Here is a 25974-nt window from a genome sequence, read left to right as displayed (position 1 = left end):
AATGAAGCGAAATCGGGCGTTTATGTTCCATTTTGGTGCGACGAAAACCGTTTGTACGATAACTGGTTAAACCTTGAGCAATTTCCGCTATAATCCGCGCCCCCCTTTTTTGGCAGGCTGCTCGCGCGCTGTTTTCATGAAACTAATCGTTAAAGTCTTCCCCGAAATCACTATCAAGAGCCGTCCGGTTCGGATGCGTTTCGTCCGTCAATTGGCCAAAAACATCCGCACTGTGCTCCGCGATCTGGACCCGGCTGTGGTGGTGACGGGCGTGTGGGACAACATCGAGCTGCAAACGCGCGTAACCGACCCTAAAGCCTTGAAAGAAATGACCGAACGCCTGAGCTGCATGCCGGGTATCGCGCATTTCCTGCAGGTCGACGAGTACCCTCTGAGCGACTTCGACGACATCGTTGAGAAGTGCAAGCTGCACTTCGGCGATGCACTGGCGGGCAAGCTCTTTTCGGTGCGTTGCAAACGCGCTGGCAAGCACCCGTTTACCTCGATGGAAGTCGAGAAATACGTCGGCAGCAAGCTGCGGCGTGAGTGTGGTGCAGCTGGAATCGAGCTGAAAAAGCCCGAAATTGAAGTTCGAATTGAAATTCGCGACCAACGGTTGTTTGTGATTCACAACCAGCACGACAGTATTGGTGGCTACCCGCTGGGTTCGCTCGAGCAGACCCTGGTGCTGATGTCGGGTGGGTTCGATTCCACCGTGGCGGCCTACCAGATCATGCGTCGCGGCCTGATGAGCCACTTCTGCTTCTTCAACCTGGGCGGTCGTGCCCATGAACTGGGCGTGATGGAAGTCGCGCACTATATATGGAAGAAGTACGGCAGCTCCCAGCGCGTGCTGTTTGTCAGCGTTCCGTTCGAAGAAGTTTTGGGCGAAATCCTCGGCAAAGTCGATAACAGTCATATGGGCGTCATTTTGAAGCGTATGATGTTGCGCGCTGCAACACGTATTGCCGAACGCCTGGATATCGAAGTGCTGGTGACCGGGGAAGCGATTTCCCAGGTGTCCAGCCAGACACTGCCCAATTTGTCGCTGATCGATTCGGCTACGGACAAACTGGTGCTGCGCCCGCTGATCGCGAGCCACAAGCAGGACATCATTGATTTGGCGGAAGAGATCGGTACGGCCGATTTTGCCAAGCACATGCCTGAATATTGCGGGGTGATTTCGGTCAACCCCAAGACCCACGCCAAGCGCAACCGCGTGGAGTATGAAGAACAACAGTTTGATATGGCCGTGCTCGAGCGTGCGCTTGAGCGGGCCAAACTGGTGCCGATTGATCGGGTGATCGATGAATTGGGCCAGGACTTGCAAGTCGAAGAAGTCAGCGAAGTGCTGGCGGGCCAGATCGTGATCGACATCCGTCACCCGGATGCTCAGGAAGATCAACCGCTGGAACTGGCTGGCATCGAAGTACAAGCGTTGCCGTTCTATGCTTTGAACAGCCGCTTCAAGGAACTGGATGACACCCGTCAGTACCTGTTGTATTGCGACAAAGGCGTGATGAGTCGCCTGCATGCTCACCATTTGCTCAGTGAGGGACATGCCAATGTGCGCGTTTATCGACCGAGCTAAGAGCCCGGGGCTGTATGCCTGTGGCCTGCGTCACCGGCCCCCCGACGCCGCCGTCAAGCTGTAACGGCTTGCACGGACTCTACTGTTAATCGCTGCCTGGACTCAGTCAGCACACCGAATCCTCTGATCGAGATACACAAGTGATCGAAAATCTACGTAACATCGCCATCATTGCTCACGTTGACCACGGTAAAACCACCCTGGTAGACAAACTCTTGCGTCAATCCGGCACCCTGGAGCGCAACGAGCTTAACGACGAACGCGTAATGGACTCCAACGACCAGGAGAAAGAGCGCGGTATTACCATTCTGGCGAAAAACACCGCCATCAACTGGAACGGCTACCACATCAACATCGTGGATACCCCGGGCCACGCCGACTTCGGCGGCGAAGTTGAACGCGTAATGTCGATGGTTGACTCCGTTCTGCTGCTGGTTGACGCTCAAGACGGCCCTATGCCGCAAACCCGTTTCGTGACCAAGAAGGCTTTCGAAGCCGGCCTGCGTCCAATCGTGGTCATCAACAAGGTTGACCGTCCAGGCGCGCGTCCGGACTGGGTTCTGGACCAGATCTTCGATCTGTTCGACAACCTGGGTGCTACCGAAGAACAGCTGGACTTCAAAGTGGTTTACGCCTCTGCCCTGAACGGTATTGCTGGTCTTGACCACACCGACATGGCTGAAGACATGACCCCGCTGTACCAGTCGATCGTCGACAACGTACCAGCACCAGCTGTAGACCGTGACGGTCCGTTCCAGATGCAAATCTCGGCACTGGACTACAACAGCTTCCTGGGCATTATCGGCGTTGGCCGTATCGCTCGTGGTCGCGTCAAGCCGAACACTCCGGTTGTTGCCATCGACGCTGACGGCAAGCGCCGCAACGGTCGTATCCTGAAGCTGATGGGTCACCACGGTCTGCACCGTGTAGACGTTGAAGAAGCTTCGGCAGGCGACATCGTTTGCATCAGCGGTATGGATTCGCTGTTCATCTCCGACACCCTGTGTGATCCGATGAACGTTGAAGCGATGAAGCCGTTGACCGTTGACGAGCCAACCGTTTCCATGACCTTCCAGGTAAACGACTCGCCATTCTGCGGTAAAGAAGGCAAGTTCGTGACTTCCCGTAACATCAAGGAACGTCTGGACAAAGAGCTGCTGTACAACGTTGCACTGCGCGTTGAAGAAGGCGACTCGGCTGACAAGTTCAAGGTATCGGGCCGTGGCGAGCTGCACTTGTCCGTACTGATCGAAACCATGCGTCGTGAAGGCTTCGAAATGGGCGTTGGTCGTCCAGAAGTAATCATCCGCCTGGTTGACGGCGTCAAGCACGAACCGTTCGAAAACGTCACCATCGACCTGCCAGAAGAATCCCAGGGCAAGGTGATGGAAGAGATGGGCCTGCGTAAAGGCGACCTGACCAACATGGTGCCGGATGGCAAAGGCCGTGTGCGTCTGGAATACAACATCCCTGCTCGTGGTCTGATCGGTTTCCGTAACCAGTTCCTGACCCTGACCAACGGTGCTGGCATCCTGACCTCGATCTTCGACCGTTACGACGTGATGAAGTCGGGCCACATGTCCGGCCGTCAGAACGGCGTTCTGGTATCGGTTGAGACTGGCAAGGCACTGACCTACTCCCTGGAAACCCTGCAGGCGCGTGGCAAGCTGTTCGTTGAGCACGGTCAAGAGATCTACAACGGTCAGATCGTTGGTCTGAACAGCCGTGACACCGACATGGGCGTTAACCCTACCAAGGGCAAGAAGCTCGACAACATGCGTGCTTCGGGTAAAGACGAAACCATCGCTCTGGTTCCACCTGTTCGTTTCACTCTGGAACAGGCTCTGGAATTCATCCAGGACGACGAGCTGTGCGAAGTAACTCCTAAGTCCATCCGTCTTCGTAAGAAGATCCTGGACGAAGGCGAGCGTACCCGCGCTGCTAAAAAGGCCAAAAACTAAGTTACTTAGTTAGCGGTTACAAAAACGCCCCCGACCTTGCGGTCGGGGGCGTTTTTTTATGTCTGGCATTTGACGCATTTACCGTTGCCCGCGCTGCGACGAGCGCGGTCTGTCAGGGTATTTGCGTAAAGGCCATCGCGGGCAAGCCCGGCTCCCACAGGGGGCTGTGGTAATTGTGGGAGCGGGCTTGCCCGCGAAGCGATCTGTCAGTCGATTCTGCGCTGCAGGTTAAAAATCCATCAGCTTGACGCTGCTGTTCTTGCGCTCAACGGCCTTGGGCACATAGGCGCAGTAACCAGGGCGCGGGCCGATCCGCGGGTGGTTGCGGCAGGTGTCCGGGCGGATGTCGTAGATGGTGCACATGCGCGACTTGCGATCCAGGTACAGGCAGTCGTTATTACTCATGCGCTGCAGGGTGAAAATCCCCGACTTCTGGTTGAAGCGCTCCACGATCCCTTCTTTTTGCAGGCGCTTGGCGATGTTCTTCGGCGGGTCGCCCATCTCGAACTCATCGACGATGCCGATGCGGATCAGGTCTTTGATCTTGACCTCGACCGGCAGCGTGCAACAGCTGGAAACACAGGAGCCGCACATGGGCGCGGAGTATTTGGCCCAGGTATCGAGACGGTCGATTTCCGCGGCGGCGATCAGGTTGGACTTCATCAGGCTTGTATTCCAGCGTGCATCAGGGCGCGCGATCATACCGGGGTTGGTGAATGTGTGAACAACCATTTGCCGGTTTTTCGATCAGGGCCATGTTTTAAAGCGTTCGACTGCGAATGTGCCTTGTTTTGGGGCAGGGCTTGGTTGATCAGTTTTTTTCAGGCAAACCGCCAAAAAAGCCGTAAACAAAGCGCTTTATTTCTGGCCAAGGGTCTAGGCTGAATCCACTCGTTCTTCAAATCGCCCCATCTCGATTGAGGTTGTATCGATGTCCCAGGAACCGCTTGTTCGTGACGCACAGGTGGCGGCTTTCCGTGCCGCTGTAGTAGCCAAACTGACTTACGCGGTGGGTAAGGACCCGGAACACGCGTTTGACCATGACTGGTTTGAAGCCATAGCCCTGGCCGCCCGCGACCATATGGTCGAGCACTGGATGGATAGCACCCGGCAGATTTATCGCAAGGACCAGAAGCGGGTGTACTACCTGTCGCTGGAGTTCCTGATCGGTCGCCTGCTGTACGACAGCCTGAGCAACCTGGGGCTGCTGGAGGTGGCGCGGGAAGCGTTGGGCGAGCTGGGCGTGGATCTGGAACGCATCCGTGTGCTGGAGCCGGATGCAGCCCTTGGCAATGGCGGCCTCGGCCGGCTGGCAGCGTGTTTTATGGAAAGCATGTCGACCCTGGGCATCGCCGCCCACGGTTATGGCATCCGCTACGAACACGGGCTGTTTCGCCAGAGCATTGTCGATGGCTGGCAGCAGGAGCAAACCGAGAACTGGCTGGACTTCGGCAACCCCTGGGAGTTCGAGCGCGCCGAAGTGCTGTACTCGGTGGGCTTTGGCGGCTCGGTCGAAACCAAGCAGGATGAGCAGGGCCAGCTGCGGCAAATCTGGTGGCCGGGCGAGACGGTGCGGGCGATTGCCTATGACACGCCGGTAGTGGGCTGGCGCGGTGCCAGTGTGAACACCCTGCGCCTGTGGCGGGCGAGGGCACTGCACGACCTGAACCTTGGCCGTTTCAACGCCGGTGACCACCTGGGCGCGGTAGCCGAAGTGGTGCGCGCTGAAAGCATCTCCCGCGTGCTGTACCCGGCGGACAGCAACGAGGCCGGGCAAGAGCTGCGCCTGCGCCAGGAGTTCTTCTTTGTTTCGGCCTCGCTGCAGGATCTGCTGCGCCGCCACCTGCACGTTCATGACACGTTGATGAACCTGGCCGAGCACGTCTCGATCCAGCTCAATGACACCCACCCCTCGATCGCCGTTGCCGAGCTGATGCGCATCCTGGTCGACGAGCACGGCGTCGAGTGGCATGCCGCGTGGCAGGTCACCGTTGATACCTTGTCGTATACCAACCACACGCTATTGCCCGAAGCGCTGGAAACCTGGCCGGTGGGTCTGATGGAGCGCCTGTTACCGCGCCATATGCAGATCATTTACCTGATTAACGCGCACCATATCGATGCCTTGCGAGCCAAGGGCATTCACGATTTTGACGTGCTGCGTGCCGTCTCGCTGATTGAGGAGGACCACGGCCGCCGGGTGCGTATGGGCAACCTGGCATTTCTCGGCTCCCACAGCGTCAACGGGGTTTCCGGGCTGCACACGCAATTGATGCGCAGCACCGTGTTCGCCGAGCTGCACAAGCTCTACCCCGACCGCATCAACAACAAGACCAATGGCGTAACCTTCCGCCGCTGGCTGTTCCAGGCCAACCCGCCGCTGACCGCCATGCTGGTGGATGCACTGGGGCCTGATGTGCTCGATGAAACCGAACACAAACTGATCAAGCTGGAGCCTTTTGCCGGGCGGGCAGACTTTCGCAAACGCTTCGCCGAACAGCGCCTGCAAAACAAATGCACCCTGGCGGCGCTGATTTATGAGCGTTTGGGGGTTGTGGTCAACCCTGAGGCCCTGTTCGATGTGCAGGTCAAGCGGATACACGAATACAAGCGCCAACTGCTCAACCTGATGCACACCGTGGCGCTGTATCAGGCCATCCGGGCCGAGCCGGGCAACCCGTGGGTGCCACGGGTGAAGATTTTTGCCGGCAAGTCGGCGGCCAGTTATGAGCAGGCCAAGCTCATCATCAAACTGGCCAATGACATCGCCCGCGCCGTCAACAACGACCCCACCGTGCGCGGCCTGCTCAAGGTGGTGTTTATCCCCAACTACAACGTCAGCCTGGCCGAAAGCATCATCCCGGCGGCGGACCTGTCCGAGCAGATCTCCACTGCCGGTTACGAAGCATCGGGTACCAGCAACATGAAGTTCGGCCTCAACGGTGCGCTGACCATCGGCACGATGGATGGCGCCAACGTAGAAATGAGCGAGCGGGTGGGGACCGAAAACATGTTTATCTTCGGCCTCAGTTCGCAGCAGGTTGAAGCGCGCAAGCGCAATGGCGAGTTCCATGCCGCGCCGGACGTGGCCGCTTCACACCGGCTTAATGACGTGTTGCAGGCGATTCGTGGCGGGGTGTTCTCCCACGATGATCCGGCCCGCTACACCGGCCTGGTGGACTCGCTGATCGAATATGACCGGTTCCTGGTGTGTGCCGACTTTGATGCGTACTGGGATGCCCAGATGCGCGTGGAGCACCTGTGGCACGACAAGGAAGAATGGTGGCGCAAATCCGTGTTGAATACGGCGCGCATGGGCTGGTTCTCATCAGACCGGACCATTCGTGAATACGCGACCGATATCTGGAAAGCGTTGTAGGAAGTTTCACACACTGTGGGAGCGGGGTATCTGGTGGCTGTTTTGGAACCCGTTCGGCCAGTTCTCAGTCTGATTAGAAGATTTGCACGGCAACTCGCGCTAAACTGCGCGGGTTTTTCGCCCCCTCCCCCTTGTTCGGAGCCTTACATGTCCCGCGTTACCCTGAGTCGCTATTTGATCGAGCAGACCCGCAGCAACAACACGCCTGCTGATTTGCGTTTCCTCATCGAAGTGGTGGCGCGTGCTTGCAAAGAGATCAGCCACGCCGTGTCCAAAGGCGCCCTGGGTGGTGTGCTGGGCAGCATGGGCACCGAAAACGTGCAAGGTGAAGTGCAGAAGAAGCTCGACGTGATCTCCAACGAGATCCTGCTCGAAGCCAACGAATGGGGCGGTCACCTGGCCGGCATGGCGTCCGAAGAAATGGACAATGCCTACCAGATCCCGGGTAAATATCCGAAAGGCGCCTACCTGCTGGTATTCGACCCGCTGGACGGTTCGTCGAACATCGACATCAACGCGCCAGTTGGCACCATCTTCTCGGTACTGCGTTGCCCGAACGAATACCTGACCCAGAACGAGCCTTTGAATGAAAAGGCCTTCCTGCAGCCAGGCACCCAACAGGTCGCTGCCGGTTACGCCATCTACGGCCCGCAGACCATGCTGGTACTGACCCTGGGCGACGGCGTCAAAGGCTTTACCCTGGACCGCGAAATGGGCAGCTTCGTCCTGACCCACGAAGACATCACCATTCCTGACGCTACCCAGGAATTTGCCATCAACATGTCCAACCAGCGTCACTGGGAAGCCCCGGTACAGCGCTACGTTGACGAGCTGCTGGCCGGTGAAGAAGGCCCGTTGAAGAAAAACTTCAACATGCGCTGGATTGCCGCCATGGTTGCCGACGTGCACCGCATCCTCACCCGTGGTGGTCTGTTCATGTACCCGCGCGACAGCCGTGAGCCGTCCAAGCCGGGCAAGCTGCGTTTGATGTACGAAGCCAACCCGATGTCGTTCCTGGTGGAACAGGCTGGCGGCGCATCCACTGATGGCCATCAGCGCATTCTCGACATCCAGCCAGAAGGCTTGCACCAGCGTGTAGCCGTGTACCTGGGCTCGAAAGAAGAAGTCGCGCGCATCACCGCTTACCACAAAGAGTAAGCCCCTGTGGGAGCGGGCTTGCTCGCGATAGCATCGACACGGTATGTCAGACATACCGGGTTGCCTGCATCGCGAGCAAGCCCGCTCCCACCGTTGTTTCCCCCTCCTGAGATAAATCCCTGCGTCCTGCGGGAACCAGCCTGCGCTTTTCTCTTCTAAGCTTGGATCAAGCGGCGCTGCCGACTTTCTTTTTCAGGAGCTTTCCATGAAGTTGCGTTCTCTGGCGTTGTTGTCGTTCTGTGTCTTGCTGGCCGCGTGCAGCAAAATCAATCAGCAAAACTACTCGAAACTGTCGACCGGCATGACCAAGGCTGAAGTCGAACAGCTGCTGGGCACCCCGACCGATTGCTCGGGCGCGCTGGGCATGTCGAGCTGCACATGGGGCGATAAGAAGAGCTTCATCAGCGTGCAGTACGCAGGCGACAAAGTGCTGATTTTCTCGGGCCAGGGTTTGAAGTAAGACCGATCAGGAGCGTTTGCGATGAAACGTCTTTTAGTCAGTCTCGGGGCCGCGCTGTTGTTGGGCGGGTGTGCAAGTTCCAGCAGCGATTCGCTGGCGCCCAACACCGTCTCCAGTGTCGACCTCAAGCGCTATCAGGGCACCTGGTATGAGTTGGCGCGTTTGCCGATGTTCTTCCAGCGCAATTGCGCGCAGTCCGAAGCCCATTACAGCCTAAAGCCTGACGGCAATGTGGCGGTGTTGAACCGTTGCCGCACCGCAGAGGGCAAGTGGGAAGAAGCCAAGGGCACGGCAACGCCGCAAGTGGAGGGCAAGACCGACAAGTTGTGGGTCGAGTTCGACAATTGGGTATCAACCCTGTTGCCGGGTGTGACCAAGGGCGATTATTGGGTGTTGTACCTGGGGGATAACTACAGCACGGCGCTGGTAGGCAACCCCGACCGTAAATACCTGTGGTTGCTGTCGCGTAAGCCGCACGTTGATCAGCAAACCCGTGACGAGCTGCTCAGCAAGGCTCAACAGCAAGGCTATGACACCACACGCTTGATCTGGCGCACGCCGGATGCGGACATGCCCAAGGGCACGAAGTAAGGCAACAATGCCCCTCAGCGGGCGCTGAGGGGCACAGGCCGGGCGCTTAAGCGCGCAGCAGGGTCTTCCAGGCGCGGTTCTGGTAAACGGCGATGGCTTGCTGCTTGCGGGCGTTGAGCAGTTCGTCGTTGCTCTCGGCATCTTCAGAAATAGGCATGTTGGCCAGTTCCTGCAGCTTGTTCATCTCGCCGTACAGACGGTCCAGCTCCGGGATTTCCAGCACGTTACGCGCCAGACGCAGCCAGGCCTGAATGCGCTCGATGCGCGGCAGTTGCTCGGCCAGGTCTTCGGGTTGCTGCTGGTAACGGTTCAGACGCAAGGCAATAGCCTCGTCCGACAGCAAGCGCGGCAACCAGCTTTGCAGTTGCGCAGCGCCCTGGCGATTGCCACGGGTGGTGCCGCGATCCACGGTCCAGCTGCGCTCCATCAACCAGCGCGAGGTGTTCAGGGAGAACTGGCCCCAGCGCGGGTCTTCCAGCTCTTCCAGGAACTGCTCGGGTGCGGCTTTGCGCACGTCTTCGTCGTCCTGGCCGATCTGTACCAGCGGGCGCCAGTCTTCGAGCAGGGCGTCCAGTGCAGCACGCAGGGCATTGGTGGATTGGCGTGGTGCGGCCTGGCCCAGGCTGCTGACCAGCGCGCGCAGGTCGATCAACTGCTGAACCCAGTCCTGCAGCAAACGCCAATGGCCATTGAAGCGATATTGCTCGGCCAGGCGCTGGCTGTTGCCCAGCAAGTGCCAGGCCAGTGCGGCGAAGGCGTCGTCCAGGGGTGTTTCGGGTGTCAGCACAGGGGCTGGCAGGGTGACGGCGTAGCTGTTGGCGTCGAACAGGCGATAGCCGCGCTCGGCCTTGCTGATGTCACATGGCATCAGGGCCAGCTTCTCGGCCAGCTCGGCGGCCAGTTCCAGCAGGGCTGCCGGCTCGCCTTCACGCAGTTCGAGTTCCAGCTCGCAGATTTCTTCTTTCTGCTTGCCGGCAATCACATGGCCCAGGTCCAGAGCGGCTTCGATCACCACCTTGGCCTTGCCGCGACCCCAGGAAATCTCGGCGCGTTCGCGCACGAAATCCGTGGTGAAGATCGGCTTGAGGGTTTTCTTGTCCAGCTCGGCCAGCTCTTGTGGCCAGCATTCGCCGTCGAGCTTCTTGATGTCGAGCTTGGCTTTGGGCAGGTTCCAGTCGTATTCGTTGCGTACCGACAGGCCGGCAACGCTTTCGCCGCGGGTCTTGAGGGTCTGGATCACGTCCTCGCCATCGCGGCGCAGGCGCAGGGCAACCTTGGCCTTGGCCAGGTCGCGCTCAGGCGTGTCGAAGTACTGGTTGAGCAACTCACGGCTTTCCCAGCCACTTTTGTTGCGCTTTTTCAGCAAGGGGTGCTCGCGCAGGGCGGCGAGGGTTTCGCGGCTGACACGGAGTTTAATTTCGGTTTCTTTCTGCATGGCCGGAAAATCCAGGATCGGTGCGCAGCCGGGAAAAGTGTGGCTGCCAAGGCCGTGCAGTGTACAGGACAAGGCGCCCCGGCGCGCCGAACGGGTTTATTCTGCGGCGCAGATGGCTCTATGATGGGCCTCGCCCCGCCAACAGGAAGTCAGCGCATGCCCCTACCTTCCATGAAAGAGCAGTTCGCTGCCTTGATCGCCGTACCGTCGGTCAGTTGCACCCAGCCTTCACTCGATCAGTCCAACCGTGGGGTGATCGATTTGCTGGCCACCTGGCTGGGCGACCTGGGTTTTAACTGCGATATCCAGCAGGTCAGCCCCGGCAAATTCAACCTGCTCGCCAGCTATGGCACAGGCCCTGGCGGGCTGGTGCTGGCCGGGCACAGCGATACCGTGCCTTACGATGAAGCGCTGTGGCAGACCGATCCGCTCAAGCTGACAGAAGTGGATAACCGCTGGGTCGGCCTGGGCAGTTGCGACATGAAGGGTTTTTTCGCGTTGGTGATCGAAGCGGTGCGTCCGTTGCTCGACCAACCGTTCAAGCAGCCGCTGCTGATCCTGGCCACATGCGACGAAGAAACCTCGATGGCCGGCGCCAGGGCCCTGGTTGAAGCGGGCCGGCCGCTGGGCCGTGCGGCGGTGATCGGCGAGCCGACCGGGCTCAAGCCGATCCGCATGCACAAGGGCGTGATGATGGAGCGCATAGAGATTCTGGGGCAAAGCGGTCATTCATCAGACCCAAGCCTGGGGCACAGCGCACTGGAGGCCATGCACGACGCGATCAGCGAGCTCAAGGGGCTGCGCCAGCAGTGGCTGCACGAATACCGCAACCCGCAGTTCAGCGTGCCGCAGCCGACCCTGAACTTTGGCTGCATACATGGCGGCGACAACCCCAACCGGATTTGTGGCCAATGCTCGCTGGAGTTCGACCTGCGGCCGCTGCCGGGCATGGACCCCAACGCGCTGCGGGCCATTATCCGTGGCAAGCTGCAGCCTTTGGCCGAGCGCCATCAGGTGAAGATTGATTTCGCCCCCATTGCCGCCGGTGTACCGCCTTTTGAACAGGCGGCCGATGCCGAGCTGGTGCGGGTGGCCGAGCGGCTGACCGGGCATGTTGCGCAGGCAGTAGCGTTTGGCACCGAAGCACCTTATCTTCAGCAGCTTGGCTGCGAAACGCTGGTATTGGGCCCGGGCGACATCGCCTGTGCGCATCAGCCGGGGGAATACCTGGAAATGTCACGTTTGCAGCCGACGGTGCGTCTACTGACACAACTGATAGAACACTATTGTCTTAAATAACGAAAAAGGAGAGTACGCGTGTTGCCAACAATGTTTCGACGATAACCATCAGCCCGTTGTGCGTTTGCTGTTCTAGCCCTTTTTAGGCGACTTATTTTCTACAGGCTCTGGTTATGCACGATTACGTTAACTGGTTGCGTCACGCGTCTCCCTACATCAATGCCCACCGCGATTGCACTTTTGTCGTCATGCTCCCTGGCGACGGTGTGGCCCATCCCAACTTTGGCAATATTGTCCACGACCTGGTGCTGTTGCACAGCCTGGGTGTCCGGCTGGTATTGGTTCACGGCTCGCGCCCGCAGATCGACAGCCGCCTTGAGGCGCGTGGCCTGGTGCCGCATTACCACAACGGCATGCGTGTTACCGATGCGACCACCCTGGAATGCGTGATCGACGCCGTAGGGCAGTTGCGCATTGCGATTGAAGCGCGTTTGTCGATGGACATGGCGTCCTCGCCGATGCAGGGCTCGCGCCTGCGGGTGGCCAGCGGCAACCTGGTGACGGCGCGGCCGATCGGCGTGCTTGATGGCGTGGACTTCCACCATACCGGCGAAGTGCGTCGGGTCGACCGCAAGGGCATCAACCGCCTGCTCGATGAGCGTTCGATAGTGCTGCTGTCGCCCCTGGGTTACTCGCCCACCGGTGAGATTTTCAACCTGGCCTGTGAAGACGTGGCCACCCGTGCTGCCATCGACCTGGCGGCGGACAAACTGCTGCTGTTCGGCGCTGAATCGGGGTTGCTCGATGCCGAAGGGCGTTTGGTGCGCGAGTTGCGCCCACAGCAGGTGCCGGCGCATATGAAACGCCTGGGCAGCGACTACCAGGCCGAATTGTTGGAAGCTGCCGCCGAAGCCTGCAGCGGGGGTGTGGCGCGAAGCCATATCGTCAGTTATGCCGAAGACGGTGCGTTGCTGACCGAGCTGTTCACCCGTAACGGTGGCGGCACGCTGGTGGCGCAGGAGCAATTTGAAGTCACGCGGGAAGCGGCGATTGAAGACGTCGGCGGCTTGCTTGAATTGATCAGCCCGCTGGAAGAGCAAGGCATTCTGGTGCGTCGTTCGCGTGAAGTGCTGGAGCGTGAGATCGAGCAGTTCAGCGTGGTTGAGCGCGAAGGCATGATCATCGCGTGTGCGGCGCTGTATCAGATTGCCGATTCGGATGCGGGGGAGCTGGCGTGTTTGGCGGTGAACCCGGAGTACCGTCATGGGCGCCGTGGCGATGAGCTCTTGGAACGCATCGAAAACCGCGCTCGGGCTCAGGGCCTGAAAACCTTGTTCGTGTTAACCACGCGCACTGCGCACTGGTTCCGTGAGCGCGGTTTTGAGCCGAGCGGTGTGGAACGCCTGCCGGCGGCGCGGGCGTCGCTGTACAACTACCAGCGTAATTCGAAGATCTTCGAAAAGACCTTGTAAGGCGTCTGCGGCGCCTTCACCGTGTGCCGCCTCCCGCACCTTGTAGTCGCTGACGAGCGGAGCGAGGCTGCGATCGGCTGCGCAGCGGCCGTAAATCCATTCGCTGCGGTGTGTCAGACACACCACGCTCACCGGGTTTACGACCGCTTCGCGCTCGATCGCAGCCTCGCTCCGCTCGTCAGCGACTACAGTAAAGGCGTTGAGGTGCTTCTGGCAGCGTGACGCCAGTCAAAACTCCCGCAAACACAAGTCATCAATTACCGCCTTGCCCATGTCGCACAAGTAATGCGAAGCCCAGGCATGGCGCTCGCAGTTCTTGTCCAGCGCGGCATCCAGCGCCAGTTTTTTTGCGCAATAGAGCAACGCCGACACCTGCTCCAGCGCCTGGCGCAACGGTATGTCGGGGTTGACGCGGAACAGTTCGTGGTTGTCCTGGCCGCAGGGGCCGAAGGTGACGGTGCCGAGTGTTTTGATTGGGGTATGGGTAGTCATGAAGCGCGCTCCGATGGCGTTCAGTTTGAAATTGTTCATCGGATTCTCATGCCCGGTCACTGTTTTTTTCAGTGACGGTGCACAGTACGCTTCGCTTCAAAACGCGGAAGCCGTCCCTTGCCTCAGTTGGCGTAGGAACTGACCGCCCGCGCTCGCAAGAACACCACCGATCAGTCCCCTCTCCCTACGGGAGAGGGCTAGGGTGAGGGGCTTTTTAGTTACTGATCGCCAAAATGCTCGCCTGGTACGAGGCCACAAACAGGTCAAAGTCGCCTTCTTCCGTTTGTTCGGTCTCGGCCTGTTCGAGCAGTGACTTACGCGCTTTTTCTTCAAACGCTGCCTGGTCTTCAACACTCAACGGTTCGCTGCGGAAAAACTCGGCATGGGCCAGGCTCTGGCGCATCGAGAACTGGGCGAAGCTCTCCTTGTGCTCGGCCATGCTGGCCAGCACTTTGGCCGACGGCGTGAGCGACACGTCCTTGATCTTCGCCAGTTGTTCGTCGACCGCCTTGCTGTGGTTGTCGCCACCGTGGCTCTGGTCGAGCAGGGCGGCCAGCGGGGCGATTTTTTCCAGCAGCTCGGCTGCCCATTCCTTCATGTCGACGGCGGCGCCATCACGCTGCAATTGCAGGCCGGGACGGCGACCTTCCTTGACCACGCTCAAGAAGTTGGAGGAACAGCTGCCGCATTCCGTGTTGTCAAACTGCGGGCTGTCCTGCAGCGCGCAATACAGCAGGAAGGCGTCGAGAAAACGCGCTTCAGGCAGGTCGATACCCACCGGCAGGAACGGGTTGATATCCAGCAGGCGCACTTCAACGTATTGCACGCCACGGGACACCAGGGCCTGGATCGGCCGTTCGCCGGTGTAGGTCACACGTTTGGGGCGAATGTTGGAGTAGTACTCGTTTTCGATCTGCAGGATGTTGGTGTTCAGCTGCACCCACTCGCCATCCTTGTGCGTGCCGATTTCGACATACGGCGGGTAGGGCGTGGCCACGGCCTTGCGCAGGCTGTCGGTGTAGCTGTCGAGGTTGTTGTAGCACGGCGTCAGGCCCGCCTGGGCGTTGCTCTGGTAGCCCAGGTCGCTCATGCGCAGGCTGGTGGCATACGGCAGGTAGAGGGTGTCTGCATCCAGTTGTTCCAACTGGTGCGAACGACCGCGCAAAAAGCCTGCATCCAGCGCCGGCGAGGCACCGAACAGGTACATCAGCAGCCAGCTGTAGCGACGGAAGTTGCGAATCAGGGCGATGTAGGCATTGGACTGATAGTCGCGCTCGGTGCCGACAAAGCCTTCAGCCTGCATCAGCACAGGCCACAGGGCCTCTGGCAGAGAGAAGTTGTAGTGGATACCGGCAATGCACTGCATGGTCTTGCCGTAGCGCAGGGCAAGACCTTTACGGTAAACGTACTTGAGCTGTCCGATATTGGACGTGCCGTAGTAGGCAATAGGGATGTCTTCTTCGGCCGGCAACGGGCACGGCATCGAAGGGCTCCACAGGAACTCGTTGCCGAGCTTGCTATAGGCAAAGCGGTGGATCTTGTCGAGGCTGGCCAGCGTCTGCGCAGGGTCAGGCAGGGCCGGGGTGATGAACTCCAGCAGCGACTCGGAATAGTCGGTGGTGATTTGATCGTTGGTCAGGGCCGAGCCCAGTTCTTCCGGGTGCGGGGTCTGCGCCAGGCGAGCATCGGCCGTGACGCGCAGGCATTCGCGCTCGATGCCGTGCAGGCACTGCTCCAGCAGAGAGAGGTTGGCGCGCTCGCTGAGCAGAGCCAGGCGGCGGTTGAGAAGTTGGCTCAAGTTGGATTCCTTCACGCGTCAGTCGCCCCAATATGGGGGTGGTCAGGACGGTCTACAAGGGTGAAGTTGAAACTGGCGTGGTCGCCTGGTTGTGTTGGCATCGCTCAGTCCCGTCCCTGATTTGGCGCCGCGGCGCTCCAAGCGCATTTCGGCACTGCATTGGCAGTGCCGAAATTAACTCAAATCAGCGGTTGGCCGCTACAGGACCGCGAACGTGCCTTGTGCTTTTGCGACAAGCTTGTCGCCCTGCAATACATCCGCTTCGACGACCAGCGTGCGTCGCCCGGGGTGGATGACCTTGGCAATACATAACACTTCGCCTTCGGCCACCGCGCGGATGTAGTTGATTTTGCACTCGATGGTCGCGCTCTGCTGATCGAAGCCATGGGAGCTGGAACAGGCCAGGCCCATGCTGATATCCACCAGGCTGAACAACACGCCACCGTGCAGCTTGCCGGCGCGGTTGCGCAGTTGCGGCTCCAGGCTCAGTGCAACGTGCGCCACGCCGTCTTCCAGCGTTTGCACGCGGCAGCCAAGCAACTGGCTGAAGGCGCTCTGGGTCAGACCGTCCGGGAGGGCCATTAGCGTTTCTTCAACTGTTTGGCGTTGGCGAACAACGAGGCCATTGCGTTATTGCTCGGTGCTGCGGCCACGCTTTCCTTGCGCGGTGCGGTACTTTGCTGACGCGGTGCCGAGCCCGGGCGTGCGCCGCGGGCGCCGTCGATTTTCTCGCCCGGCGTGTCGCTCATGCGCATCGACAAGCCTACGCGTTTGCGCGGGATGTCGACTTCCATGACCTTGACCTTGACCACATCACCCGCTTTCACGGCTTCACGCGGGTCCTTGATGAATTTTTCGGACAGCGCCGAAATATGCACCAGACCATCCTGATGCACGCCGATATCGACGAAAGCACCGAAGTTGGTCACGTTGGTCACCACACCTTCCAGGATCATCCCCAGTTGCAGGTCCTTGAGGTCTTCGACGCCTTCCTGGAACTCGGCAGTCTTGAACTCCGGGCGCGGGTCACGGCCCGGTTTCTCCAGTTCCTGGAGAATGTCGGTCACGGTCGGCAGGCCGAAGGTCTCGTCGGTGAATTTCTTCGGATCAAGACGTTTCAGGAAGCTGGCGTCGCCGATCAGCGAGCGGATGTCACGCTCGGTGTCCGAAGCGATGCGCTTGACCAGCGGGTAGGCTTCGGGGTGAACCGCCGAGCTGTCCAGCGGGTTGTCACCATTCATCACGCGCAAGAAACCTGCCGCCTGCTCGAAGGTTTTTTCGCCTAAACGGCTGACTTTTTTCAGCGCCGCACGGGTTTTGAAGGCGCCATGTTCGTCGCGGTGCGCCACGATGTTTTGCGCCAGTGTGGCATTGAGGCCCGAAATTCGCGCCAGCAGCGCTACCGATGCGGTATTCACGTCCACGCCCACGGCGTTTACGCAATCTTCAACCACCGCGTCCAGGCCGCGTGCCAGTTTGAGCTGGGACACGTCGTGCTGGTACTGGCCGACACCGATGGATTTAGGGTCGATTTTTACCAGTTCGGCCAGCGGGTCTTGCAGGCGGCGGGCGATCGATACGGCGCCACGGATCGAAACGTCCAGGTCCGGAAATTCCTTGGCTGCCAGTTCCGATGCCGAGTACACCGAAGCACCGGCTTCGGACACCATCACTTTGGTGACTTTCAGGGCCGGGTATTTTTTCATCAGATCGATCACCAGCTTGTCGCTTTCACGGCTGGCGGTACCGTTGCCGATGGCAATCAGGTCGACCGAATGCTTGGCACACAGGGCGGCCATGACCGAGATGGTCTGGTCCCACTTGTTGTGCGGTACATGCGGGTACACGGTGGCGTACTCCAGCAGCTTGCCGGTGGCATCGACCACGGCAATCTTGCAGCCGGTGCGCAGGCCCGGATCCAGGCCCAGGGTGGCGCGTGGGCCGGCTGGTGCGGCCAGCAGCAGGTCATGCAGGTTGTGGGCAAAAACGTTGATCGCTTCGGTTTCGGCAGCGTCGCGCAATTCGCCCAGCAAGTCGGTTTCAAGGTGGGTGTAGAGCTTGACCTTCCAGGTCCAGCGCACCACTTCGCCCAGCCATTTGTCAGCCGGGCGGTTTTGATTTTCCAGGCCGAAGCGCTGGGCAATCATCATTTCGCCGGGGTGCATCGTGCCGGGCAATTCTTCACCAACCTTGAGCGAAGAGCTGAGAATGCCTTCGTTGCGCCCGCGGAAAATCGCCAGGGCACGGTGCGACGGCATGCTTTTAAGCGGTTCGTCGTGCTCGAAGTAGTCGCGGAACTTGGCGCCTTCCTCTTCCTTGCCGGCAATCACGCGGGCGCTGAGGATGGCTTCCTGCTTGAGGAAGCTGCGCAGCTTGTCCAGCAGGCTGGCGTCTTCGGCGAAGCGCTCCATGAGGATGTACTTGGCGCCATCAAGGGCTGCCTTGATGTCTGCCACGCCTTTTTCGGCGTCGACGAAACGGGCGGCTTCGGTATCGGGCGTGAGTGTCGGGTCGTTGAACAGGCCGTCTGCCAGCTCGCCGAGGCCGGCTTCGAGGGCGATCTGACCCTTGGTGCGGCGCTTTTGCTTGTACGGCAGGTACAAGTCTTCGAGGCGGGTCTTGGTGTCGGCGAGCTTGATGTCGCGGGCCAGTTCTGGCGTCAACTTGCCTTGTTCCTCGATGCTGGCGAGGATGCTTGCGCGCCGTTCGTCGAGTTCGCGCAGGTAGCGCAGGCGCTCTTCGAGGTGACGCAACTGGGTGTCATCCAGGCTGCCGGTCACTTCCTTACGGTAGCGGGAGATGAAGGGTACGGTGGAGCCCTCATCGAGAAGAGCGACGGCCGCTTCGACCTGCTGCGGGCGCACGCCAAGTTCTTCGGCGATGCGGCTGTTGATGCTGTCCATAAAACCACCTGACAAATTGTGATGCAGGCTCGCAGGCCCGGGCTTGAAGGCTTGCGAGGCTGGTTGAGCAGCCCGGAAGGGGCCGCTACCTGGGCCAAAAGGGCAGCCTGTTGACCCGTGAAGTCAGCGGATTACGCCTGGCGCCGGAAAAAATAAAGCCTGGCGCAACCCTTGAAAATTCGCGTTTGCCTGACACAAAAGGCGCAGCATTATAACCAGCGTTCCCGGTTTCAGGGCACTGCACGCTGTTGCCTCATGGGTTGGGCTACTGTTTAAGGAGGAAAAATCTGCTAACAATGCACACCATACGTATTACAGCGGCTAAGCCATAATGCGCGCCGAGATCACAGGAGCATCTAATGAGCAGCATTGCACAAACGGCTGAAGGCGAAAAAATTCTTATCGTGGATGACGATCCGGGGCTGAGCAGCCTGCTGGAGCGCTTCTTCGTCAGCAAGGGCTATCGCGCCCGGGCTGTGCCGAACGTCGAGCAAATGGATCGTTTGCTGGCTCGCGAGGTATTCAACCTGGTGGTACTGGACCTGATGCTGCCCGGCGAAGACGGCTTGTCTGCCTGCCGCCGTTTGCGTGCGGCGGGCAACCGGGTGCCGATCATCATGCTGACCGCCAAGGGCGACGAGCTGAGTCGTATCAAGGGCCTGGAGCTGGGCGCCGACGATTATCTGGCCAAGCCGTTCAACCCCGACGAACTGATGGCACGGGTGCGCGCGGTACTGCGCCGCCAGGCACCGCCAGTGCCGGGCGCACCGGGCAGTGAAGACGAAAGCGTGACATTCGGCGATTACGAGCTGTCCCTGGCAACCCGCGAACTCAAGCGTGGCGACGAAGTTCACATGCTCACCACCGGCGAATTTGCGGTGCTCAAGGCCCTGGTCATGCATGCCCGCGAGCCGTTGACCCGCGACAAGCTGATGAACCTGGCGCGTGGTCGCGAATGGGATGCGCTGGAGCGTTCGATCGATGTGCAGATTTCCCGTCTGCGCCGCATGATCGAGCCGGACCCGTCCAAGCCTCGCTATATCCAGACTGTCTGGGGCGTGGGTTATGTGTTCGTGCCGGATGGCAATGCAACCAAGTGACAGATCATTTGTAGGAGCGAGTCGCCCGGCGGCTCGCGATTCATTTTTTTGCGGGCCTGCGGGCTCGCTCCTGCAAAGTCTAAAAGCGGCTGTCTATGAAAACCCCTGTCTGGTTCCCCCAAAGTTTCTTTTCGCGCACGCTCTGGCTTGTCCTGATTGTCGTGCTGTTTTCCAAGGCGTTGACGCTGGTTTACCTGCTCATGAACGAGGACGTGCTGGTCGATCGCCAGTACAGCCACGGCGTGGCACTGACCCTGCGCGCTTATTGGGCCGCCGATGAGGAAAACCGCAACAAGATCATCGATGCTGTTGATCTGGTGCGCGTTGTGGGCGGCGGTGTGCCCGAGGGTGAGCAGCACTGGCCCTATAGCGAAATTTATCAGCGCCAGATGCAGGCCGAACTTGGCCCTGATACTGAAGTGCGTTTGCGCATGCACACCTCTCCGGCGTTGTGGGTGCGTGCCCCTAGCCTGGGTGACGGCTGGTTGAAAGTGCCGCTGTATCCACACCCGCTGCGTGGGCAGAAAATCTGGAACGTACTGGGCTGGTTCCTGGCCATTGGCCTGTTATCCACCGCATCGGCCTGGATTTTCGTCAGTCAGCTCAACCAGCCGCTCAAGCGTCTGGTGTATGCGGCCCGCCAGCTGGGGCAGGGGCGCAGTGTGCGCTTGCCGGTTGGTGATACGCCCAGCGAAATGACCGAGGTGTACAGTGCCTTCAACCAGATGGCTGAAGACGTCGAGCAGGCGGGCCGTGAGCGCGAGCTGATGCTGGCCGGTGTGTCCCATGACCTGCGCACCCCGCTGACCCGCTTGCGCCTGTCCCTGGAGCTGATGGGCAACCACAATGACCTGACCGACGATATGGTGCGTGATATCGAGGACATGGACGCGATCCTCGATCAGTTCCTGGCCTTTATTCGCGATGGCCGTGACGAGCCGGTCGAAGAAGTTGACCTGTGTGAATTGATCCGCGAAGTCGTGGCGCCCTATAACCAGAACGGCGAGCAAGTACGCCTGCGTCTGCAGCCGATTCAGCCGTTTGCGTTGCGACGGGTATCGATGAAGCGTTTGCTCAACAACTTGATTGGCAATGCCTTGCACCATGCTGGCGAAGACGTCGAGGTTGCGGCTTATGTGTCGGGAGACGTCAGCGCGCCGTATGTGGTGCTGAGCGTGATGGACCGGGGGGCGGGGATTGATCCGGCGGAGCTGGAGGACATCTTCAACCCGTTTATCCGTGGCGACCGTGCCCGTGGCGGTAAAGGTACGGGCCTGGGCCTGGCGATCGTCAAGCGGATTGCCTCCATGCATGGCGGCAATGTCGAGCTGCGCAACCGCAGCGGCGGTGGGCTGGAAGCCCGTGTACGTTTGCCGCTGGGGCTAATGCTGCCAAGAGGGGCGGTATAGCGTTTATGACCCTGTAGGAGCGGGCTTGCCCGCGATGATATCGCGGCAGTGTGTCAGGCACACCGCGGCGCCAGTTTCGCGAGCAAGCCCGCTCCCACAACAAGTCTGCTCGCCAAAGGGTTGGTGTGCAGTCAGCCTTTGCCCTTGGTCCGCGTCATATGTGGGCTGCTGTTTTTTTCCAGATGCTGGATGATGATCCCGGCCACATCTTTGCCGGTGGTGGTCTCAATGCCTTCCAGGCCTGGCGATGAGTTGACCTCAAGCACCAGCGGGCCGTGGTTGGAACGCAGGATATCAACCCCCGCCACACTCAAGCCCATGACCTTGGCCGCACGAATGGCGGTCATGCGCTCTTCGGGGGTGATCTTGATCAGGCTGGCGCTGCCGCCACGGTGCAGGTTGGAGCGGAACTCACCCGGTTTTGCCTGACGCTTCATGGCTGCAATCACCTTGTCGCCGACCACGAAACAACGGATATCGGCACCGCCGGCTTCCTTGATGTACTCCTGCACCATGATGTTTTGCTTGAGGCCCATAAAGGCTTCAATCACCGACTCGGCGGCGGTGGCGGTTTCACACAGCACCACGCCGATACCCTGGGTGCCTTCCAGCACCTTGATCACCAGTGGCGCGCCGTTGACCATTTCGATCAGGTCGGGAATGTCATCCGGGGAGTGGGCAAAACCGGTCACCGGCAACCCCAGGCCACGGCGCGACAGCAGTTGCAACGAGCGCAGCTTGTCCCGCGAGCGGGCAATGGCCACCGATTCGTTGAGCGGGAAAACCCCCATCATTTCGAATTGACGCAGCACCGCGCAGCCGTAGAACGTGACCGAGGCACCAATGCGCGGGATCACGGCATCGAAGCCTTCCAGCGGCTTGCCGCGATAGTGGATCTGCGGCTTATGACTGGCGATGTTCATATAGGCGCGCAGGGTATCGATCACTACCATTTCATGGCCTCGTTCGGTACCGGCTTCAACCAGACGACGAGTGGAATACAGACGCGGGTTACGCGACAGCACAGCGATCTTCATGCAACACCTGTGGCAGAGGTAGTAGTGACCGGGAATTCCGGCTTGTCTTGTATATATTTTAGTGCCGGATTGACGACCAACTGGCCGTCAATGAGTGCTTTTGAGCCCAGCAACAAGCGATAACGCATCGATTTGCGACAGGCGAGCGTGAACTCGACCGGCCAGACCCGATCACCCAGCGCCAGGCCGGTGCGGATCACATAGCGAACCTGGGTGTGGCCATTGGAGCTTTTAATGGTTTTAATCGCCACCAAAGGGGCTTCACAGTGACGGTGACGCAGTTGTACCAGGGTGCCCAGATGGGCATTGAAACGTACCCACTCGACACCATCGCGCACAAAAGGCTCGATTTCGGTGGCGTGCAGGCTGGAGGTACTGGCACCGGTGTCGATTTTCGCGCGCAGGCCCGCGACTCCCAAATCGGGAAGCGCCACCCACTCGCGCAGACCGACAACGGTCAAGTGATCAAAAGTCTTCAATATAAGTAACCAGCGATTAACGTATTCAGGCCGCAGGAGGAACCCTGCAGGTAAAACAATCGGCGATGCCGATTTGGCAGCGTACAAAGCGCATTCACGCAGAATATCGGGCAAATGGCGACAGTTATCTGCGTGTAGGCTGCTCGGCAAGCAGGCATTCTATCGGGCCGAATGCTTCAGTTGTTCATTGCAAGCAGTAGTACAGTTCTGACTATTTAAGTGAAGAGGAATTCCAGTGGCGCAAAAGCAGGAAGAGGACGACAAGGTTCGCCTGGACAAGTGGCTCTGGGCTGCGCGTTTTTACAAGACCCGCGCATTGGCCAAGGCCGCGATTGAAAGCGGCAAGGTGCACTGCCGGGGTGAGCGCTGCAAGCCCAGCAAAGAGCCTCGCCTGGGCGATGAACTGCAAATTCGCGTGGGCCTTGAAGAACGCACTGTCGAAGTCAAGGCGCTGTCCGTGGTTCGCCGTGGCGCCCCTGAAGCCCAATTGCTCTATGCCGAAACCGAACACAGTATCGCCAAGCGTGAAAACGCCGCCGCCCTGCGCAAATCCGGGGCTATGGGGATCAGTACCGATGGCAAGCCGACCAAGAAGCAGCGGCGCCAACTGCATCAGTTTCATGACGCCAGTGGGGCCGAGTGAGCCGGCCCAAGCCTGTAAACCGTACGTCGAGTCTGTGGCTGCATAACTTGTAATCACGCAGGTATGGCGCCATATAGGGTCATCAGACCTGCACGACATTCAACGACTCGTACACATTTTGTCACCAATTCAGAACTCTATTCTTATGTCCGATTTACTCAAAACCGATGCCACACAACGCTTTATGTTCGACACCAGCGACGCCCGTGGCGAGCTGGCCTCGCTGGAGCACAGCTACGCTGACGTGTTGGCCAAGCACGCTTATCCACAGCCGGTCCAGCAATTGCTGGGCGAGCTGATGGCTGCGGCCGCGCTGTTGGTGGGCAACCAGAAGATCGATGGTTTGCTGAGCCTGCAGGCCCGTTCCGAAGGCCCGGTGCCGCTGCTGATGATCGAATGCACCAGCGATCGAGAAATCCGTGGCCTGGCCCGTTTTGATGCGGCCAGCATTGCCCCGGACGCCACGCTGGCCGACCTGCTGCCCAATGGCGTACTGGCCATTACCATCGATCCTACCGTTGGCAAGCGCTACCAGGGCATCGTGGACCTGAACGGCGAGACCCTGGCGGACTGCTTCACCAACTATTTCGTCATGTCCGAGCAAGTGCCGACCCGTTTCTGGCTGGTTGCCGATGGCCAGCGTGCGCGCGGCATGTTCCTGCAGCAGTTGCCTGCCGACGTGGTCAAGGATGAAGACGAGCGCGTCGACAGCTGGGACCGCCTGCTGATGCTGGGCGATACGCTCAAGTCTGAAGAGCTGCTGGGGCTGGACAACGAGACCATCCTGCACCGCTTGTATCACGAAGAAACCGTGCGCCTGTTTGATCATCAGGCCATTGAATTCAAGTGCAGCTGCTCCCGTGAGCGTTCGGGTAACGCCCTGACCAGCCTGGGCCACGCCGATGCGCTCAATCTGGTGACCGAGCATGGCGGTCATATCGAAATCGACTGCCAGTTCTGCAACGAGCGCTATCTGTTTGATGCCGCTGACGTCGATCAATTGTTCGCTGGCGCAGGTGTTGAATCCCCGTCGGGCACTCATCACTAAAACGTTTCAGCCTAGGTAAAACACCTGTCAAAGCCCGTTCTTGCGCGGTTCTGACAGGTGGGGCCTACTCTTTTTGGGGTTTTCTGGCATAATCCGGCCCACTTTTTTCGCGGTAGTAGTGCAAATTTTTCTACTACAAAACGTTTGGCGCACTCGGCCAATGGCCGACGGGGAACCTCATGACGCAAGCTAATAACGCCGTGTACACCGATCTGAGCATCGACGATCTGGTCAAAGAAGCCCTGAACCGTGGTGAAGGCGTGCTTGCCGACAATGGCGCACTGGTTGTCGAAACTGGCCACCGTACAGGCCGTTCGCCGGCTGACCGCTTCATTGTTGAAGAACCGTCCACTCAGGCTGCCATTGCCTGGGGCCCGATCAACCGCAAGTTCCCGGCCGACAAGTTTGATGCCCTGTGGGACCGCGTCGAGGCGTTCAACAACGCGCAAGAGCATTTCGTTTCCCATGTGCATGTAGGTGCTTCGCAAGATCACTACCTGGCCGTGAAAATGACCACCCAGACTGCCTGGCAGAACCTGTTCGGTCGTTGCCTGTTCATCAACCCGGCCCAGTACAACCCGGCCGGTCGTGATGAGTGGCAAGTGCTTAACGTGGCCAACTTCGAGTGCGTGCCCGAGCGTGATGGCACCAACTCTGACGGTTGCGTGATCATCAATTTCGCCCAGAAAAAAGTGCTGATCGCCGGCATGCGTTACGCCGGTGAAATGAAAAAAGCGATGTTCTCGGTACAGAACTTCCTGCTGCCTGCTGCTGACGTACTGCCGATGCACTGCGCTGCCAACATCGGCGAAGAAGGCGACGTGACCCTGTTCTTCGGTCTGTCCGGCACCGGTAAAACCACCCTGTCCGCCGACGAAAGCCGTTACCTGATCGGTGACGACGAACACGGCTGGGGCGAGGGTGTGGTGTTCAACATCGAAGGCGGTTGCTATGCCAAGTGCATCGACCTGTCCGAGAAGAACGAGCCGGTTATCTGGAAAGCCATCAAGCACGGTGCGGTGCTGGAAAACGTTGTGCTTGACGCTGCCGGTCACCCTGACTATGCCGATGTCAGCCTGACCCAGAACAGCCGTGCGGCTTACCCGCTGGAACACGTTGCCAAGCGTTCCGAGAAAAACCTGGGCGGCGAGCCAAACGCCGTGATCTTCCTGACCTGCGACCTGACTGGCGTACTGCCACCGGTGTCGATCCTCAGCGAAGAGCAGGCGGCCTACCACTTCCTGTCTGGCTACACCGCACTGGTGGGCTCGACTGAAATGGGTTCGGGCAGCGGCATCAAGTCGACCTTCTCCACCTGCTTCGGCGCACCGTTCTTCCCGCGTCCGGCTGGCGAATACGCAGAGCTGCTGATCAAGCGTATCCGCGGCTTCGGCTCCAAGGTGTACCTGGTCAACACCGGCTGGACCGGCGGTGGCTACGGCGTTGGCAAGCGTTTCAACATCCCGACTACCCGTGCGGTGATTGCTGCGATCCAGAGCGGTGCTCTGATCGGCGCTGAAACCGAGCACCTGGACATCATCAACCTGGACGTGCCTAAAGCCGTACCTGGCGTTGAAACTGTTCTGCTCAACCCGCGCAACACCTGGGCTGACAAAGCGGCCTACGACGAAGCTGCCAAGGCATTGGCCGGCCTGTTCGTCGAGAACTTCAAGAAGTTCGACGTCAGCGACGCAATCAAGGCTGCTGGCCCGAAGGCGTAAGCCATCGATCAGTGTTTTGATTCACAAAAAAGCCGCCTGAGAGGGCGGCTTTTTTGTG

At 59.4% G+C, this 25974-nt stretch carries 21 protein-coding genes; 13 read left to right on the top strand and 8 right to left on the bottom strand.

Going from position 1 to position 25974, the window contains the following annotated elements; translation table 11 throughout:
- Positions 1–136: 136 nt before the first annotated feature.
- Both thiI and typA read left to right on the top strand, forming a co-directional pair.
- Positions 137–1591: a tRNA uracil 4-sulfurtransferase ThiI gene (gene thiI, locus BFC21_RS17010; protein WP_088378455.1), complete on the top strand. Its 1455-nt coding sequence runs from the start codon at positions 137–139 to the stop codon at positions 1589–1591.
- 140 nt (positions 1592–1731) lie between these two features.
- Positions 1732–3552, top strand: a complete 1821-nt coding sequence (gene typA, locus BFC21_RS17005; RefSeq protein ID WP_016783126.1) for a translational GTPase TypA — start codon at positions 1732–1734, stop codon at positions 3550–3552.
- 228 nt (positions 3553–3780) lie between these two features.
- Here typA and BFC21_RS17000 read toward each other — a convergent pair whose 3' ends face one another.
- The gene (locus tag BFC21_RS17000) at positions 3781–4218 is read right to left on the bottom strand and encodes a YkgJ family cysteine cluster protein (protein ID WP_029611685.1); all 438 of its coding nucleotides are present in this window, start codon (positions 4216–4218) and stop codon (positions 3781–3783) included.
- 265 nt (positions 4219–4483) lie between these two features.
- Between BFC21_RS17000 and BFC21_RS16995 the strand changes: the two genes are divergently transcribed.
- The 4 genes from BFC21_RS16995 to BFC21_RS16980 all read left to right on the top strand — a co-directional run bounded on the left by BFC21_RS16995 (position 4484) and on the right by BFC21_RS16980 (position 9140).
- Positions 4484–6931: a glycogen/starch/alpha-glucan phosphorylase gene (locus tag BFC21_RS16995; RefSeq protein ID WP_088378454.1), complete on the top strand. Its 2448-nt coding sequence runs from the start codon at positions 4484–4486 to the stop codon at positions 6929–6931.
- Between the two features lie 147 nt (positions 6932–7078).
- Entirely contained in the window at positions 7079–8089 is a 1011-nt protein-coding gene (locus BFC21_RS16990) for a class 1 fructose-bisphosphatase (RefSeq protein WP_088378453.1), read from the top strand.
- Positions 8090–8294: 205 nt separating this feature from the next.
- The gene (gene bamE / locus BFC21_RS16985; protein ID WP_088378452.1) at positions 8295–8549 is read left to right on the top strand and encodes an outer membrane protein assembly factor BamE; all 255 of its coding nucleotides are present in this window, start codon (positions 8295–8297) and stop codon (positions 8547–8549) included.
- A 21-nt stretch (positions 8550–8570) separates the two neighbouring features.
- Entirely contained in the window at positions 8571–9140 is a 570-nt protein-coding gene (locus BFC21_RS16980; RefSeq protein WP_088378451.1) for a lipocalin family protein, read from the top strand.
- 46 nt (positions 9141–9186) lie between these two features.
- Here the strand turns inward: BFC21_RS16980 and BFC21_RS16975 are convergent, their stop codons facing one another.
- On the bottom strand, positions 9187–10575 hold the full coding sequence (locus BFC21_RS16975; RefSeq protein ID WP_088378450.1) for an inorganic triphosphatase: 1389 nt from the start codon (positions 10573–10575) through the stop codon (positions 9187–9189).
- Positions 10576–10731: 156 nt separating this feature from the next.
- On the opposite strand from BFC21_RS16975, the gene argE reads away from it, so the two are divergent.
- Positions 10732–11874, top strand: a complete 1143-nt coding sequence (gene argE, locus BFC21_RS16970) for an acetylornithine deacetylase (protein WP_095004356.1) — start codon at positions 10732–10734, stop codon at positions 11872–11874.
- Between the two features lie 113 nt (positions 11875–11987).
- Positions 11988–13286, top strand: a complete 1299-nt coding sequence (argA, locus tag BFC21_RS16965) for an amino-acid N-acetyltransferase (RefSeq protein WP_016783133.1) — start codon at positions 11988–11990, stop codon at positions 13284–13286.
- Positions 13287–13514: 228 nt separating this feature from the next.
- Here argA and BFC21_RS16960 read toward each other — a convergent pair whose 3' ends face one another.
- The 4 genes from BFC21_RS16960 to BFC21_RS16945 all read right to left on the bottom strand — a co-directional run bounded on the left by BFC21_RS16960 (position 13515) and on the right by BFC21_RS16945 (position 18479).
- Positions 13515–13778: a DUF3077 domain-containing protein gene (locus tag BFC21_RS16960; RefSeq protein ID WP_120266735.1), complete on the bottom strand. Its 264-nt coding sequence runs from the start codon at positions 13776–13778 to the stop codon at positions 13515–13517.
- A gap of 214 nt (positions 13779–13992) precedes the next feature.
- Positions 13993–15576: a glutamate--cysteine ligase gene (gene gshA / locus BFC21_RS16955; protein WP_088378448.1), complete on the bottom strand. Its 1584-nt coding sequence runs from the start codon at positions 15574–15576 to the stop codon at positions 13993–13995.
- Positions 15577–15774: 198 nt separating this feature from the next.
- On the bottom strand, positions 15775–16158 hold the full coding sequence (locus BFC21_RS16950) for a PaaI family thioesterase (RefSeq protein WP_088378447.1): 384 nt from the start codon (positions 16156–16158) through the stop codon (positions 15775–15777).
- Positions 16158–18479 carry a Tex family protein gene (locus BFC21_RS16945; RefSeq protein ID WP_088378446.1) on the bottom strand — a complete coding sequence of 774 codons (2322 nt, stop codon included), beginning with the start codon at positions 18477–18479 and terminating at the stop codon, positions 16158–16160. Before BFC21_RS16945 ends, BFC21_RS16950 begins: the two co-directional genes overlap by 1 nt.
- 359 nt (positions 18480–18838) lie before the next feature.
- Here BFC21_RS16945 and ompR point away from each other — a divergent pair, with 359 nt between their 5' ends.
- Both ompR and BFC21_RS16935 read left to right on the top strand, forming a co-directional pair.
- Positions 18839–19579, top strand: a complete 741-nt coding sequence (gene ompR / locus BFC21_RS16940) for a two-component system response regulator OmpR (protein ID WP_016783138.1) — start codon at positions 18839–18841, stop codon at positions 19577–19579.
- Positions 19580–19674: 95 nt separating this feature from the next.
- The gene (locus BFC21_RS16935; protein ID WP_016783139.1) at positions 19675–20988 is read left to right on the top strand and encodes an ATP-binding protein; all 1314 of its coding nucleotides are present in this window, start codon (positions 19675–19677) and stop codon (positions 20986–20988) included.
- Between the two features lie 131 nt (positions 20989–21119).
- On the opposite strand, the gene rimK is transcribed toward BFC21_RS16935, so the two are convergent.
- Positions 21120–22025, bottom strand: a complete 906-nt coding sequence (gene rimK / locus BFC21_RS16930) for a 30S ribosomal protein S6--L-glutamate ligase (protein ID WP_016783140.1) — start codon at positions 22023–22025, stop codon at positions 21120–21122.
- The gene (locus BFC21_RS16925; RefSeq protein WP_176464606.1) at positions 22022–22471 is read right to left on the bottom strand and encodes an ATP-dependent zinc protease; all 450 of its coding nucleotides are present in this window, start codon (positions 22469–22471) and stop codon (positions 22022–22024) included. Before BFC21_RS16925 ends, rimK begins: the two co-directional genes overlap by 4 nt.
- 268 nt (positions 22472–22739) lie before the next feature.
- Here BFC21_RS16925 and BFC21_RS16920 point away from each other — a divergent pair, with 268 nt between their 5' ends.
- From BFC21_RS16920 to BFC21_RS16910, 3 genes are all read left to right on the top strand, one after another.
- Positions 22740–23147 carry an RNA-binding S4 domain-containing protein gene (locus BFC21_RS16920; RefSeq protein ID WP_016783142.1) on the top strand — a complete coding sequence of 136 codons (408 nt, stop codon included), beginning with the start codon at positions 22740–22742 and terminating at the stop codon, positions 23145–23147.
- Between the two features lie 145 nt (positions 23148–23292).
- Entirely contained in the window at positions 23293–24195 is a 903-nt protein-coding gene (gene hslO, locus BFC21_RS16915) for an Hsp33 family molecular chaperone HslO (protein ID WP_016783143.1), read from the top strand.
- Between the two features lie 179 nt (positions 24196–24374).
- Positions 24375–25916: a phosphoenolpyruvate carboxykinase gene (locus BFC21_RS16910; protein ID WP_095004353.1), complete on the top strand. Its 1542-nt coding sequence runs from the start codon at positions 24375–24377 to the stop codon at positions 25914–25916.
- Positions 25917–25974: the final 58 nt, after the last annotated feature.

This window comes from Pseudomonas sp. TMW 2.1634 (assembly GCF_001703595.1).
GTDB lineage: Bacteria > Pseudomonadota > Gammaproteobacteria > Pseudomonadales > Pseudomonadaceae > Aquipseudomonas > Aquipseudomonas fragi.
The sequence above is the reverse complement of the archived record's forward strand: the minus strand, read 5'-3'. Positions and strand labels throughout refer to the sequence as shown.

Excerpts from the sequence above, each read along its gene's own strand:
- thiI (WP_088378455.1), top strand. The coding sequence starts at position 137 with ATGAAACTAATCGTTAAAGTCTTCCCCGAAATCACTATCAAGAGCCGT.
- BFC21_RS16995 (WP_088378454.1), top strand. The coding sequence starts at position 4,484 with ATGTCCCAGGAACCGCTTGTTCGTGACGCACAGGTGGCGGCTTTCCGT.
- BFC21_RS16990 (WP_088378453.1), top strand. The coding sequence starts at position 7,079 with ATGTCCCGCGTTACCCTGAGTCGCTATTTGATCGAGCAGACCCGCAGC.
- bamE (WP_088378452.1), top strand. The coding sequence starts at position 8,295 with ATGAAGTTGCGTTCTCTGGCGTTGTTGTCGTTCTGTGTCTTGCTGGCC.
- BFC21_RS16980 (WP_088378451.1), top strand. The coding sequence starts at position 8,571 with ATGAAACGTCTTTTAGTCAGTCTCGGGGCCGCGCTGTTGTTGGGCGGG.
- BFC21_RS16975 (WP_088378450.1), bottom strand. The coding sequence starts at position 10,575 with ATGCAGAAAGAAACCGAAATTAAACTCCGTGTCAGCCGCGAAACCCTC.
- argE (WP_095004356.1), top strand. The coding sequence starts at position 10,732 with ATGCCCCTACCTTCCATGAAAGAGCAGTTCGCTGCCTTGATCGCCGTA.
- argA (WP_016783133.1), top strand. The coding sequence starts at position 11,988 with ATGCACGATTACGTTAACTGGTTGCGTCACGCGTCTCCCTACATCAAT.
- BFC21_RS16960 (WP_120266735.1), bottom strand. The coding sequence starts at position 13,778 with ATGACTACCCATACCCCAATCAAAACACTCGGCACCGTCACCTTCGGC.
- BFC21_RS16950 (WP_088378447.1), bottom strand. The coding sequence starts at position 16,158 with ATGGCCCTCCCGGACGGTCTGACCCAGAGCGCCTTCAGCCAGTTGCTT.
- BFC21_RS16945 (WP_088378446.1), bottom strand. The coding sequence starts at position 18,479 with ATGGACAGCATCAACAGCCGCATCGCCGAAGAACTTGGCGTGCGCCCG.
- ompR (WP_016783138.1), top strand. The coding sequence starts at position 18,839 with ATGAGCAGCATTGCACAAACGGCTGAAGGCGAAAAAATTCTTATCGTG.
- BFC21_RS16935 (WP_016783139.1), top strand. The coding sequence starts at position 19,675 with ATGAAAACCCCTGTCTGGTTCCCCCAAAGTTTCTTTTCGCGCACGCTC.
- rimK (WP_016783140.1), bottom strand. The coding sequence starts at position 22,025 with ATGAAGATCGCTGTGCTGTCGCGTAACCCGCGTCTGTATTCCACTCGT.
- hslO (WP_016783143.1), top strand. The coding sequence starts at position 23,293 with ATGTCCGATTTACTCAAAACCGATGCCACACAACGCTTTATGTTCGAC.
- BFC21_RS16910 (WP_095004353.1), top strand. The coding sequence starts at position 24,375 with ATGACGCAAGCTAATAACGCCGTGTACACCGATCTGAGCATCGACGAT.